At 64.4% G+C, this 13,124-nt stretch carries 12 protein-coding genes and 1 tRNA gene; 6 read left to right on the top strand and 7 right to left on the bottom strand.

Features of this window, described 5'->3' with window-relative positions:
- Positions 1–48: 48 nt before the first annotated feature.
- The 3 genes from ABT23_RS11165 to ABT23_RS11175 all read right to left on the bottom strand — a co-directional run bounded on the left by ABT23_RS11165 (position 49) and on the right by ABT23_RS11175 (position 2,169).
- On the bottom strand, positions 49–852 hold the full coding sequence (locus ABT23_RS11165) for a tetratricopeptide repeat protein (RefSeq protein ID WP_296635066.1): 804 nt from the start codon (positions 850–852) through the stop codon (positions 49–51).
- A complete protein-coding gene (locus ABT23_RS11170) occupies positions 852–1,307 on the bottom strand; it encodes a c-type cytochrome (RefSeq protein WP_296635069.1) in 456 nt (151 codons plus the stop codon). The genes ABT23_RS11165 and ABT23_RS11170 overlap by 1 nt, the downstream gene beginning before the upstream one ends.
- Before the next feature lie 61 nt (positions 1,308–1,368).
- Positions 1,369–2,169, bottom strand: coding sequence for a c-type cytochrome (locus tag ABT23_RS11175; RefSeq protein ID WP_296635073.1), 801 nt, complete (start codon positions 2,167–2,169; stop codon positions 1,369–1,371).
- Between the two features lie 124 nt (positions 2,170–2,293).
- Here ABT23_RS11175 and ABT23_RS11180 point away from each other — a divergent pair.
- The 6 genes from ABT23_RS11180 to ABT23_RS11205 all read left to right on the top strand — a co-directional run bounded on the left by ABT23_RS11180 (position 2,294) and on the right by ABT23_RS11205 (position 6,886).
- Positions 2,294–2,370 (top strand) — tRNA-Arg (locus tag ABT23_RS11180).
- Positions 2,371–2,475: 105 nt separating this feature from the next.
- Positions 2,476–2,874, top strand: a complete 399-nt coding sequence (locus tag ABT23_RS11185; protein WP_296635076.1) for a DUF971 domain-containing protein — start codon at positions 2,476–2,478, stop codon at positions 2,872–2,874.
- A gap of 5 nt (positions 2,875–2,879) precedes the next feature.
- Entirely contained in the window at positions 2,880–4,295 is a 1,416-nt protein-coding gene (locus ABT23_RS11190; protein ID WP_366366676.1) for a CUAEP/CCAEP-tail radical SAM (seleno)protein, read from the top strand.
- A gap of 2 nt (positions 4,296–4,297) precedes the next feature.
- The gene (locus tag ABT23_RS11195) at positions 4,298–5,521 is read left to right on the top strand and encodes an ATP-grasp domain-containing protein (protein WP_296635120.1); all 1,224 of its coding nucleotides are present in this window, start codon (positions 4,298–4,300) and stop codon (positions 5,519–5,521) included.
- On the top strand, positions 5,518–6,399 hold the full coding sequence (locus ABT23_RS11200) for a fructosamine kinase family protein (protein ID WP_296635123.1): 882 nt from the start codon (positions 5,518–5,520) through the stop codon (positions 6,397–6,399). The genes ABT23_RS11195 and ABT23_RS11200 overlap by 4 nt, the downstream gene beginning before the upstream one ends.
- Positions 6,400–6,406: 7 nt before the next feature.
- Complete coding sequence (locus ABT23_RS11205; RefSeq protein ID WP_296635125.1) at positions 6,407–6,886, top strand: LEA type 2 family protein; 480 nt, start codon at positions 6,407–6,409, stop codon at positions 6,884–6,886.
- A gap of 31 nt (positions 6,887–6,917) precedes the next feature.
- Here the strand turns inward: ABT23_RS11205 and ABT23_RS11210 are convergent, their stop codons facing one another.
- From ABT23_RS11210 to ABT23_RS11225, 4 genes are all read right to left on the bottom strand, one after another.
- On the bottom strand, positions 6,918–7,673 hold the full coding sequence (locus ABT23_RS11210; RefSeq protein WP_296635128.1) for a hypothetical protein: 756 nt from the start codon (positions 7,671–7,673) through the stop codon (positions 6,918–6,920).
- The gene (locus tag ABT23_RS11215) at positions 7,670–9,262 is read right to left on the bottom strand and encodes an ABC-F family ATPase (RefSeq protein ID WP_296635130.1); all 1,593 of its coding nucleotides are present in this window, start codon (positions 9,260–9,262) and stop codon (positions 7,670–7,672) included. Before ABT23_RS11215 ends, ABT23_RS11210 begins: the two co-directional genes overlap by 4 nt.
- Positions 9,263–9,348: 86 nt before the next feature.
- Positions 9,349–12,126, bottom strand: coding sequence for an EAL domain-containing protein (locus ABT23_RS11220; RefSeq protein ID WP_296635134.1), 2,778 nt, complete (start codon positions 12,124–12,126; stop codon positions 9,349–9,351).
- Positions 12,123–13,115, bottom strand: coding sequence for a phosphate/phosphite/phosphonate ABC transporter substrate-binding protein (locus ABT23_RS11225; RefSeq protein ID WP_296635137.1), 993 nt, complete (start codon positions 13,113–13,115; stop codon positions 12,123–12,125). Before ABT23_RS11225 ends, ABT23_RS11220 begins: the two co-directional genes overlap by 4 nt.
- Positions 13,116–13,124: the final 9 nt, after the last annotated feature.

Raw genomic sequence — 13,124 nt, forward strand, 5'->3', positions numbered from 1 at the left:
TTGAAGCTGGACGCCCATCGACGGAAGTCAAGTCGGGCGCGCCCTCGTTCAGGGCGTGGCGGGGGCCGGTGCCGCTGCGGGCGCTTGCGCCGGGCGCGCCGAAGCGGGCGACGAGGGCGACGAGGGCGACGAGGGCGACGAGGGCGTCGGGCTCATGCGCCGGGCCTCTTCCTGCATCGCGGTGATCTGTTCGGGTTTCAACTGCCATACCAGGCTGTCGCGCGCCTTGGCGGCGGCCTCGATCCCTTGCGCCGCGGCGAGATTGAACCAGAGATAGGCGCGTGCCTTGTCGATCGCCGTGCCGGTTCCATAGCGGTAGAGTTCGCCCAGGCTGTACTGCGCCTTGGCGTAGCCGCTTTTCGCGGGTTTTTCGATCCAGCTGAAGGCTGCGCGGTAATCCTGCACGACCCCGCGCCCCTTCAGCAAGGCGAGGCCGTAACGATACTGCGCTTCGGGCAGACCTTGCTGGGCGGCCAGGGCAAACCAGTGGGCCGCTTCCTTGTCGTTCTGGATCACGCCATCGCCCTCGGCATAGCGCATGGCCAATTGCAACTGGGCCTCGGCATCGCCTTTCTCGGCTCGGGCGTGGGGCACGCTGATGGGTTCCTGTGCGGCAGTCATGGTGTCGCTCGGGTCGATGGCAAACCAGGCTGTGACACCAACCAGTGCACCGAGGGTTGTCAGCAACAGCACCGGCTTCAGGGGATTGAACGTCCAGAAGCGATGGCGGCAGTCGCGGCAGCGCAGCGGGGTGTGCAGCAACAGGTGACGGATCCCGTCATGGGCATGCAGCGAGCCGCTGCGAATCTTGTCGCTTCCGCACTGGGGGCAGACGCGTGGCAGATGAGCCATTACCGTACCTGCCCGGCGAGATAATCGACCGCCGCCCGGACGTCGGCATCCGCCAGCGACGGATTGCCACCCTTGGCCGGCATGGCGTTCCTGCCCTGCAGGGCCGAAGCGTAGAGGGCGGTCATGCCCTGGGCCAGGCGAGGACGCCAGTCGCTGGCTTCACCGATGATCGGTGCGCCCGCGATGCCCTTGTCATGGCAGAAGGCGCAGGTCTGGCGATAGACCTGCAGGCCATGAGCGAGGTCGGACTGGATGGCAGGAGAGCCGTCGCTGCTGGGGACGGCGGTCGGAGCGGGTTGTGCGGAATCGGTGGGCAATTCAGGCGGGCGCATGGCGTGGGGCCCGGTCTGCATCGGAGTGGGCGCCATGCCCATTCCCGCCGGGGGCATGGCGGATTGATCGCAGGCTGCGAGCGACAAGGGAGCCAGCATGGTCAGCAACGTGACGTATTTCATGGCCGCGGGCTCCTCGTCTCCCAATGCGCGTTTGGGCGACGCCCGTTCGCGCAATTCCGGTTTACAGCTTGCCGCCTCCCTGGGTCATGAGGAAGCCGACCGCGTTGGCGAGATCGGCTTCCGACAAGCCGGCGTTGCCGCCTTTGGCCGGCATGCCGCGAATGCCGTTCAGCGCATGGCTGTAGAGCGTCGCATAACCCTGGCTTACGCGCGGTCCCCAGGCCGCCTTGTCGCCCATCTTGGGGGCGCCGGCCACGCCGGTGGCATGGCAGACGGCGCAATTGGCCTCGTAGACGGCCTTGCCCTTGGACGGGTCGGGTTTGGCGGCCGACGCCGCGGCGGCCGCGGGTGCGGCCGGTGCCGCCGCTTCCGGTGCCTTGAATTTGGCGCCGGCTGCATCGGCCATGTAGGCCACTGCGCGAGCCACTTCGGTATCGGACAAGTCGCCGTCGCCACCACGCGGCGGCATCTGGCGAATGCCTTCGAGGGCATGCTTGATCAAGGTCTCATAGCCCTGGCTGATACGCGGCCCCCAGTCGCCCTTGTTGCCGAACTTGGGCGCGCCCAGTGCGCCGGGCGTGTGGCACGTGGTACACACGGCCTCGAAGACTTCCTGGCCGGACTTCTCGACCTTGGGCGCATTGGCGTCGAGCGCGACCAGATGGGCGAAAGGCTTGATGCGGTCGAGCGTTGCTTTCTGGGCGGCTTCGCTGGTGGTGTCGGGCAGATGTTTGTCCTGAATGCTGAGCACCAGCATGACGATCAGGAAAATCGCCAGCAGGGGCGCGAACAATCCGGCAAGAACGGAAATGATGATCTCCTGCGGGGTGGCTTGAGTCATCTTGGCGTGCGAATCGGCCATGAAAGGTTCCTTGGGGGGTGGCATCGAAAGCGGCGATTATAAGGAAAGCCACCCCGACAGGAAAGGGCGTTGCGCCCGGCGGATAGACGCAACGTGGCAAAAAGGCTATGCTTCGCGGCTCCTAGCGCCCGTAGCTCAGCTGGATAGAGTACTGCCCTCCGAAGGCAGGGGTCGTGCGTTCGAATCGCGCCGGGCGCGCCAGTTTCCCCGATCCCTCATCGGCTTCAGCCCCTTGTCCCTCAAGGGTTTAAACTTCGCACGACGGGTTTAAACTTCGCGCTGGCGTTCAATTTCGAGTGTTACAACATGGCCCATCCCACCCCGACCGACATCAAGTTGCACCAGGCTTCGCGCAAGCTGGAAATCGCCTTCACCGACGGCGCCCGTTTCGAATTGCCGTTCGAATTTCTGCGGGTCTATTCGCCGTCCGCCGAAGTGCGCGGCCATGGCCCCGGGCAGGAGGTGCTGCAGGTCGGCAAACGTGAAGTCCTGATCAATGCCGCCGAACCCGTAGGTTTGTACGGCATCAACTTCTTCTTCTCCGACGGCCACGACACCGGGATTTATTCCTGGGAATATCTCTACGATCTGGGCATCAACCAAGCTGCGTTGTGGGACGAGTATCTCAAGCGCATGGATGCCGCCGGCGCCTCGCGCGATCCCGGGATCGCCAAGATGTTCGAGCAGCGCCCCAAGGCCAAGTAGCCGTCATGGGCAGTTCCTGTACGGCACCCACACGCGCGCCTTCCGGGGCGCGTGTTGTTTTGGTGAGCCCGTACGAACTGGGTCGCCAGCCGTTCAATCTGGCGCAGCCTGCCGCATGGTTCGCGCGCGAACACATTGCTGCCGCCTGCGTCGACCTGTCGCAGCAAAAACTCGACCCTGTCACTTTTGCGGATGCCGAATATGTGGCGATTTACCTCGGCATGCATACCGCCACGCGGATTGCGGCTGCGGCGCTGCCGAAAATCCGCTCGCTTGCTCCGCGTGCGCGCATCGCCGCGTTCGGCCTGTATGCGCCGGTCAACGCCGCATGGCTGAAAACACTGGGCGTGGACGCGGTTTTCGGCGGCGAGTCCGAGCCCGATCTGCTGGACTGGGTACGAACGGGGATTGCGCCGGCCGACATTCTGGTGCGGCGCGACAAGATCACGTTCCTGCTGCCTGAACGACGCGGCCTGCCCGATCTGCAGCGCTACGCCAAACTGATCCTGGCCGACGGCACGCAAAAAATCACCGGCTTCGCCGAAGCGAGCCGCGGTTGCAAACATCTGTGCCGCCACTGTCCGGTGGTGCCGGTGTACGAAGGGAAATTCCGCATCGTCCCGGTGGAGACGGTGATGGCCGACATCGCGCAGCAGGTCGAAGTGGGTGCGCAGCACATCAGTTTTGGCGATCCCGATTTTCTCAATGGGCCGACGCATGCGTTGAAAGTGGCCGAGGCCTTGCATGCGCAATTCCCCGACTTGAGCTGGGATGCCACGATCAAGGTCGAGCACCTGCTGAATCACGCCGACCTGCTGCCGCGCCTCAGGCAATGCGGCCTGCTGTTCGTCGTCACCGCGGTCGAATCGGTCGACGACGCGATTCTTGATCGCCTCGCCAAGGGCCACACCCGCGCCGATTTCGAAGCGGCGCTGGCGCACTGCCGCATGCTCGGTATCGCGCTGGCCCCCACCTTCGTGCCGTTCACGCCGTGGACCACGCTGGCAGGCTATCGCGCGCTGCTCGCCACCCTGCTGCGGCTGCATCTGGTCGAAGCCGTGCCGCCGGTACAGCTGGCGATCCGCCTGCTGGTGCCACAGGGATCGCACCTTCTGCACTTGTCCGATTTTGCCGCACAGGTCGGCGCCTTCGACGAGGCCATGCTGGGCTATCCGTGGCAGGCGGACGACCCGCGCGTCGATGCGTTGCAAAGCGAGATCATGGCCTGGGTGATGGATGCCGAGAAAAAGGGATTGCCGCGTGCCGACGTGTTCGCCGGAATCTGGACACGCACCCATGCCGCGCTGGCCGAGACGCCGCCGCCGCTCGATCCCGCGCAATTCGGCGAGACCATCGCGCATCATTCCGAGCCCTGGTACTGCTGCGCCGAGCCGACCGAAACCCAACTCGCCAGCTTCTAACCATGCCGCGTCTCCTGTTGCTGCTCCCCGCCGCGGGTTATGCCAACCAGGACTTCATCGTCGCTGCCAAGCGGCTGAACATCGAACTCGTCGCCTGTGCCGACTATTGCCATCGGCTTGCGCCGGGTTGGGGCCTGCCGCCGCTGATGAGCGTGCCTTTTGATCAGCCCGACATCGCCTTGCCCCAGGTTTTGCGCGCCTTGACGCAGACCGTCGATGCAGTGTTGGCTGTGGACGATCACGGCGCGGCGCTGGCAGCGCAGCTGCGCGTGGCACTCCAGCTGCCCGGCAATCCGCCCGAGGCCGTGGCGACCTTGACCGACAAGCTGCGTTTTCGCCGGCAGCTGCAGACGATTGGATTGCCTTGCCCTGCCTTTGTCGAGGTCCGCGACGATGACGTGGGTGCCGCGCTTGCGCTGGGTTTTCCGCTGGTGGTGAAAGCGCGCCGATTGAACGCCAGCCGCGGTGTGATCCGGGTGGACGATGCCGATCAACTCAGACGCACGCTCGGACAGGTTCGGCGCATCCAGGCGCGTGCCCAGCGCGACGCCGGCGCCGGCCTGCTGGTCGAGCGCTTCATCGCGGGTGCCGAAGTCGCACTCGACGGCGTGCTGGTCCACGGCGCACTGCAGGTTCTTGCCGTGTTCGACAAACCCGATCCGCTCGACGGGCCTTACTTCGAGGAAACGCTGTTCGTCACGCCTTCGCGCTTGCCCGCTGCCACACAGGCCGAGCTGGCCGCCGCCGTGCAGCGCGCCTGTAAGGCGAGTGGCGTGACCGAGGGCATGATCCATGCCGAAGCCCGCATCAACGACACAGGCGTGTGGCTGCTCGAGATCGCGCCGCGCGGCATCGGCGGGTTATGCGGACGCGTGTTGGACGCAACACTGGGCATGACGTCGGCCGAAATCGTGCTGCGCCATGCAGCGGGCCTGCCGCTACCGGCGCAGGCAGGGAAGGAGGCGGCCGGCGTGATGATGATCCCCGTGCCGGCGAGCGGTATCCTGCAGGGCGTCGACGGCCTCGACGCGGCGCGCGACGTACCGCATGTCAGCGGCATCGAAATCACCGCCCAGGCCGGCCAGCTGGTGGCGCCGCCGCCCGCGGGTGCGAGCTATCTCGGCTTCATCTTCAGCCGGGCCGCCACGCCGCAGGAAGCCGAACATGCCCTGCGGGGCGCCCATGCGGCGCTTACCATCCGCGTTCAGCCTTTACTTGAGTCATGAACGCCTTCCATCATGAACTCGCCACGGCCATCGGCCACGCCACGGGATTGCCATTCGAGGTATCCGGCGCACAGGCCGTGCATGGGGGAGACATCAGCCAGGCCTTCAGGCTCAGCGACGGGATGCGCAGCGTGTTCGTCAAGATCCAGCCTGCTGCCCGGCTCGCGATGTTCGAAACCGAAGCGGCCGGGCTCGCCGAACTGGCTGCCGCGAACGCCGTTCGGGTCCCGCAGGTGATCTGTCATGGCCTGGCTGCAGGGCAGGCGTATCTGGTACTCGACTATCTGCCTTTGGGCACGCGGGGCGACGCCGTGCAACTGGGGCGGCAGCTTGCGCAACAACACCGTGTCAGCGCCGCACAATTCGGCTGGACGCGCGACAACTGGATCGGCGCCACGCCGCAGCCGAATGCCTGGCACGACGACTGGATCGGCTTCTGGCGTACGCAGCGGCTCGGGTTCCAGCTGCGTCGGGCAGCCGAGAACGGCCACACCGGCGCGTTGCAGCGGGACGGCGAAGCCTTGCTCACCCGCCTCGACGCCTTTTTCGGCGGCTACGTACCCGGCCCTTCGCTGCTGCACGGTGACTTGTGGGGCGGCAACCACGCCTACCTGGCCGATGGAACGCCCGTGATCTTCGATCCGGCGGTGTATTTCGGCGACCGCGAATGCGACCTGGCGATGAGCGAACTGTTCGGCGGTTTTGCGCCGGATTTTTACGCGGCCTACCGCGAGGCGTGGCCGCTCGACGCAGGCTACGCCGTGCGTAAAACGCTCTACAATCTCTACCATATCCTCAACCACGCCAATCTGTTCAGCGGCGGCTATGCAACGCAGGCCGCGCACATGGCCGCCCAGTTGCTGGCGCAGATTCGATAGGCTTTTTATGCTGCAGCGTCTGCTCTTTCTGGCTTTTGCACTCGGCCTGGCCGCCTGTTCCGGCCTGCCATTCAATGCGGTCGCACCCAAGGTGAGCGTGGCGGATGTGGCGATCAGCCGTCTTGGTTTCTTCGAACAGCATTTCGATGTGGGCTTGCGCGTGAGCAATCCGAACGATTTCGACCTGACGATCGAGGCGCTGGATTTCGAACTGGAGCTCAATGGGCTTTCGTTTGCCAATGGCCTGTCGCAGACTTCGACCCGGATCGCGGCGACCTCCAGCACATTGCTGCGGATCGACGCCATCACGCAATCGAAGGATCTGATCCGGCAGATCGAGAGCCTGTCGCCGGAATCCTTGAAGGCGGGCGTCCCCTATCGCATCCACGGCCGGTTCAAGACCGACCGCTCGCCCAACTGGGTGCCGTTCGACCATTCGGGGGTATACGGTGGCGGCAAGGAGAAGTCCCCGGGCCACGCAGTCTGACCGGGGGCAGCCGCCGCCCATCCGGGCAGGATCAGCCCGCCAGGGATCGCAGGGTGGGGACGCCCAGCCCGAATGCATCGGCGTGCTGCAGCGCGCGCACCAGCCGCGCCGGCGCCGACCGGCCGGTGCAGCCATGGTCGGGATCGCCGTCGAAAGCCTCGAGCATGCCGGCGATCAGCGCGTTGCGGTCGTGCACGACGCCAGTCAGTGCATCCTGAATGTCCATCACCTCGTCCGCCACCTGACGCGCGAAGGCTTCGTGCTGCGCCCACAGCTGCGAAACCGTGCCGCCGGTTTTCAAACCGGCGATATTGGTGGTGAGGATGTAGACGTTCTTGCGCACCAGTTCGAACAGCAGTTCGTTTCCCGGGGCGACTTCGCGGCACGGCAAATCGATGGCGGTCAGCGCCTGGCATAGCAGGGCGGCGCCGGGGCCTGCCGCCGGCGAGGCGATCAGCGGCTTGGCGTCGGTGCCCTTCTTCTTCTCGAACCAGACCGAGATCACCGTGGGGTCGACGTAGCCGTGGGCTTCCCAGTCGCGCGGCAGCAGTTCGTTCTGGATCAGCGCGGCGCGCGGCTTCCAGGCATCGGGCAGTGCTGCCAGTAGCGTGTGCAGGTCGGCTTCGCCAACCGCGATCAAGACCAGCTCCGGCGCGGGATGGCGTTGCACCAACGCTGCCATGTCGTCGTCGCGATTGACCGGAACCACGGTACGGCCGGCGCGCAGCAGCCCGCCGGCGAATACGCGACCGAGCTGGCCGAGACCGATGACGACGGCCTCGCTCACTCGAGGCCCTTCGAATGCAGGTATTCGTCGTAGGTGCCCATGTAGAACTCGACGCCTTCAGGCGTGATTTCGAGGATACGGGTGGCGAGGCTGCTGACGAACTGGCGATCGTGCGAGACGAAGATCAGCGTGCCCTTGAACAGATCGAGCGCGAGATTGAGCGACTCGATCGATTCCATGTCCATGTGGTTGGTCGGCTCGTCCATCACCAGCACGTTGTGGCGACCGAGCATCAGCTTGCCGTACAGCATGCGGCCCTTCTCGCCGCCGGACAGCACGCGTACCGATTTCTTGACGTCGTCGCCGGAGAACAGCAACCGGCCGAGGATGCCGCGCAGCACCTGCTCGTCGTCGCCGGGCTGGGTCCACTGGTGCATCCAGTCGGTGAGGTTGAGATCCATGTCGAAATCGCTGACGTGGTCCTGCGAGAAATAGCCGATGCTGGCGTTCTCGCTCCATTTCACTTCGCCGAATTGCGGCGTCAGTTCGTTCATCAGCAGCTTCATCAGCGTCGATTTGCCGACGCCGTTGCCGCCGATGACGGCCATTTTTTCGCCGGCTTCCAGCGAAAAGTTCATGTTGGAAAACAGTGGGGTGCCGTCGTAGCCGAATTTCAGGTTCTCGACCTCGAGCGCTCGACGGTGCAGCAGCTTCTCCGGTTCGAAGCGGATATAGGGGTTCTGCCGCGAGGACGGCTTGAAATCCTCGATCTTGATCTTGTCGATCATCTTCATGCGGCTGGTGGCCTGCCGCGCCTTCGACTTGTTGGCCGAGAAGCGGCGCACGAATTCCTGCAGTTCGGCCACCTTGTCCTTGGCCTTGGCGTTGGCCGCGGCCTGGCGCTCCTTGGCCTGGGTGGACGCCAGCATGTAGTCGTCGTAGTTGCCCGGATAGACCTTGATGGTGCCGAAGTCGAGGTCGGCCATGTGGGTACAGACCTGGTTCAGGAAGTGGCGGTCGTGCGAGATGACGACGATGGTCGCATTGCTCTCGTTCAGCACGTTCTCCAGCCAGCGGATGGTGTTGATGTCGAGGTTGTTGGTCGGTTCGTCGAGCAGCAGGATGTCCGGGTTGGAGAACAGTGCCTGCGTCAGCAGCACGCGCAGCTTGAAGCCCGGCGCAATCTCGCTCATCGGCCCATTGTGCTGTTCGATGGGGATGCCCACGCCAAGCAGCAGCTGTCCGGCGCGCGCCTCGGCATCGTAACCGCCCATCTCGCCGAACCTGGCCTCCAGTTCGGCGGCGTGCAGGTAGTCCTCCTCGCTCGCCTCCGGGTTCATGTAAATGGCGTCCTTTTCCTGCATCACCCGCCACATCTCGGCGTGGCCCTGCATCACCACGTCGAGCACGCGCTGGTCCTCGTAGCCGAACTGGTCCTGGCGCAGCCAGGCCATGCGTTCGCCCGGATCGAGCGAGACGTTGCCGGCGGTCGGTTCCAGTTCGCCGGCCAGGATCTTCATGAAGGTCGACTTTCCGCAGCCGTTGGCGCCGATCAGGCCATAGCGGTTGCCATCGCCGAACTTGACGTTGACGTTCTCGAACAGTGGCTTGGAGGCGAATTGCAGGGTGATGCTGGAAGCGGTGAGCACGGCGGAAATCCTGAGACGCAAAGCGGGGCATTTTAACATTCCGCCTGCGTGATCATGGCGGACAGTCTGCCGCCTGCCGAACGTGGCTAGATGGAGGCGTGCAGCGCCGGGTGGTCGAGAATCGGCCGGTCGAGAAAATAGCCCTGCACCAGGTCGACGCCGAACTGGCGCAGCAGGGCAAGCGTCGGGCCATCCTCGACATATTCCGCGACGACCGACTTGCCGAGGCCGAGCGCGACGCTGACCATGGCCTGGACGAACACCTGGTTGTCGGGATCGCTGGGCAGATCGCGGATGAAAATGCCGTCGATCTTGATGGTGTCGACGTGCAGGTGCTTGAGGTAGGCGAAGGAGGCGAAGCCGACGCCGAAATCGTCGAGGCAGACGCCGCAGCCGAGCTGGCGCAAGGCCTCGATCATGCGCTGCGCATCGTGCAGGTCGGACACGGCTGCGGTCTCGGTGATCTCGACGATCAGGCGGCTGGGATTGACGCCGGCCTGGCGCAGTTCGTCGCCAATGTATTGCGGCAGGCCGGGCTCGGACAGCGAGCGCCCGGACAGGTTGAGCGCAATCGATGGAATCGCCGGATTCTCCGCCAGCCGGCGCACGATTTCGTGGATCACCCAGCGGTCGATGTCGAGGATGCGCCCGCTTTTCTCGGCCAGCTGGATGAAATGCCCCGGCATGATGAGCTGGCCGGGATTGCGCTCGTCGGTCATGCGGATGAGCGCTTCCAGGTGGGACAAGGTGCCGTCTTCCGCCCGGTATACGCCCTGGAAATGCAGCTGGAACAGGCCCTTGTCGAGCGCGTTGCTGATGCGCTCGCCCCACGACAGGCGGGTGCGCATTTCGGTGTCGGCCTCGGTGTCCGCGCGGAAGACGCGCCAGGTGTTCTTGCCGGCATCCTTGGCCTGGTACATGGCGATGTCGGCGCGCGCAACCAGGTCGTCGGCATCGGCGGCCTGCCCGGGATAGTAGGCGATGCCGAGGCTGGTCGTGAGCCGCAGGTTCTGTCCTTCGAAGCGGAAAGGGATCTGTGCGATCGCCCGCACCACGCGGTCGGCCAGCACTTCGGCTTCATTGCCTTGCGCCGACGGCAGCAGGATGGCGAACTCATCGCCGCCCAGACGTGCCAGGACTTCATTGCGCCGCACCAGCGTGCTGATTTCGCTGGCCACCCGGATCAGCAGCGCATCGCCGGCGCGGTGGCCATAGCTGTCGTTGATGGTCTTGAATTCGTCGAGATCGAAGAACATGACCGCGCACTGCGTCTGGTGACGGTCGCTGTCCAGCATGGTGCGCGCCAGCTCCTGCTGAAAGCGGTGGCGGTTGTAGAGCCCGGTCAGGGCATCGCGTTCGGCCAGATACACCAGTTGTTCGGCCGTCTGGCGTTCGCGGGTGACATCCTCGTAAATCCACAGGTGGCCGATGAAGCGGTTTTCGCGGTCGCGTACCGGGTAATCGAGTTCGGTGATGACGCGTCCGTCGGTCATCTGGATTTCGTAGCTGTCGGAGAGTTCGCGCGTTTCCAGCACCGACAGCAGATGCTTGGAGAAATGATCGGGGCGCGCCAGCATCGAGGTCGATTTGGCCAGTACCTCGTGCACCGGCAAGCCGATCAGATGGATCTCCTCGTCGATCATCCACATGCGGGTGAACGCGGGATTGTGATAGATCACGCGGCCGTCGGCGGCAACGAACAGGATGCCGAGATTCATTGCCGACAGCAGCGATACCAGCCGGGCGCGCTCCTGCTCGGTTTCTTCCAGGTAACGGCTTTGCAGGCTTTCCGCCGCGCGCAGTTCGTTGATGGCCTGACGCAGGTTGGCCTCGGTTGCCTTGAGGTCGTCGATGCTGTGGATGCTGGCGCGGATGCCCTGGTACACGCCGCTGTAGTCATGGATCGGCTGCCAGTTCACCGCTGCCCAGAAATGGCCGCCGTCCTTGCGGCAGATGCGCAAGGCATAGCCTTGGCCGGACGTGCCGCGCAAGGCATGGCGCAACTGAAACTCGGCGGCGGTGCGGTCTTCCGGATGGATGATGTCGGCCGGGAAGTTCATCTGCGCCATGCATTCGCCGACACTATGGCCGAGCATGCGCTCGACCGAGGGATTCACCCACAGAAGCTTGCCCTCGGGCGACAGCCAGAATTCGAGATCGTGGGTGTAATCGGCGATGGCGTGAAAGCGCGCTTCGTTTTCGCGTGCACGGTCGACGTTGAAGCGCACGGATTCGGCCATGCGATTGAAGGTGTCGATCAGTTGTCCGATCTCGTCTTCGCCGGCGCCGGTCAGTTTCACGTCCAGATCGCCCTGGGCCATGCGCTTGCTGGCGCGGGTCAACGCATCGAAGCGGCGGATCACGCCGCCGACCGACAGGGCCAGCAGAATGCCAGTCAGCAGCAAAGCCGCGGCTGCAATGAACAGGCTCTGCCGGAGGTAACGGTTGCGCGCGTGCTGGATGAAGTCGCCCGACAGGACCAGGGCGATTTCGCCATAACGCTGGCCGGCATACTCGATCGGCAGGGTCAGGCGGAAATCGGCATCGGTACTTTCGGTCCCGGCTTGATGCACGATGCGCCGGTTGCTGTCGCGCACCTCGATCATTTTCAGGCCGCCTTCACGCTGCAGGGTTTCGACGATGTCGCGCACACTGGCGTCATCCTGCTGCGAGAGCGGGGCCAGCAGGGCGGCAACCAGGGTTTTTCCCATGTCTTGGGCCCGATTCTCGGCCTGTTTCTGCAATTCCTCGCTGGTGAGGTGGACACCGTTGATGATCAGGAACGCCAGCATCAGCGCTTCCACCCCCAACGCGGCGAGGGTGAGCTTGTAGCGCAACGAGAGCCGTCCGAACCAGGCCCTCAATGCGCCACCTGCATCATTTTCTCCGCCTGCAGGGCATAGGGGCGGAAAGCACGCAATTCATTGCCGTCCACGGAGACGAATCCCCCATACCCGCCGTGCTGTAAAAACACCTTTCCTTCCGGGGTGGTGGCGAAATCCAGCAATGCCCGGCGGATTGCGTTTGCTTCCTGGTCGCGCAGACGGGGATGCGTCAGATACATCAGGCTTGAAAGCGGGGCGGTCTCCACGACGACACGCAATTGTTCGCGGATATCGGCGGGCAGCAGCCGGTAGGGATGCAAGCCCAGCATGGCTGCCGCCGTGCGTCCATTGATGACCTGCATCACGGCATTGAGGTGGGAGCCGTAATCCATGATCTGGTAATCGATATTGCGCCGAAGCCCGAGTGCGGCCAGGTCGGCCTGCACGGCCAGGGCTGCCACGGCTATGGAATCAGGGGTGGCGATGTTTTGGTCGCGCAAGTCCTCCGCCACCCGGTAAGGCCCGCTATTCTTGACGACCAGCAGGCCGCGCGTGGGCTGGGCATACTTCAGCAGCGGCCGATAGCCGGCATCCTGTCGAGCCAGCCAGGCCAGGTGCGGGGCGGTGAGCAGGATGTCATAGTCACCCTGCCGGGTACGTTCGACAAAAGTCTTGAAGTCGCGCGCGCTATAAACGGCGACTCGCCGCCGCAAGTGCTTTTCCATCGCCTTGGCCAGCGGCTGGTAGATGTCGAGGGTCTGCTTGGCCGTCATGTTGGGGAAGACACCAAATATGAGCGGCGTATCCGTATCGGTTTCAGGATGGGCATCGGCAATCAGTACGAGGGCAAGCGCCCCCGACAGAACGACAGACCTGAGCCACGGTACCCAGACCGGGAGACGTCGCCGTGCGGGACGAACGCGCGGCGACGCGTGCGCGGCCCGGTCCGGCTGGTGTGGGGAGGTGACGTGCGCGAGGGCATGGGCGCAAAGGCGGGGTATACCCGACCGCTGGAGAATTCGGTGCAAGCGTGCTTT

This window comes from Thiobacillus sp. SCN 63-57, assembly GCF_001725555.1.
GTDB lineage: Bacteria > Pseudomonadota > Gammaproteobacteria > Burkholderiales > Thiobacillaceae > Thiobacillus.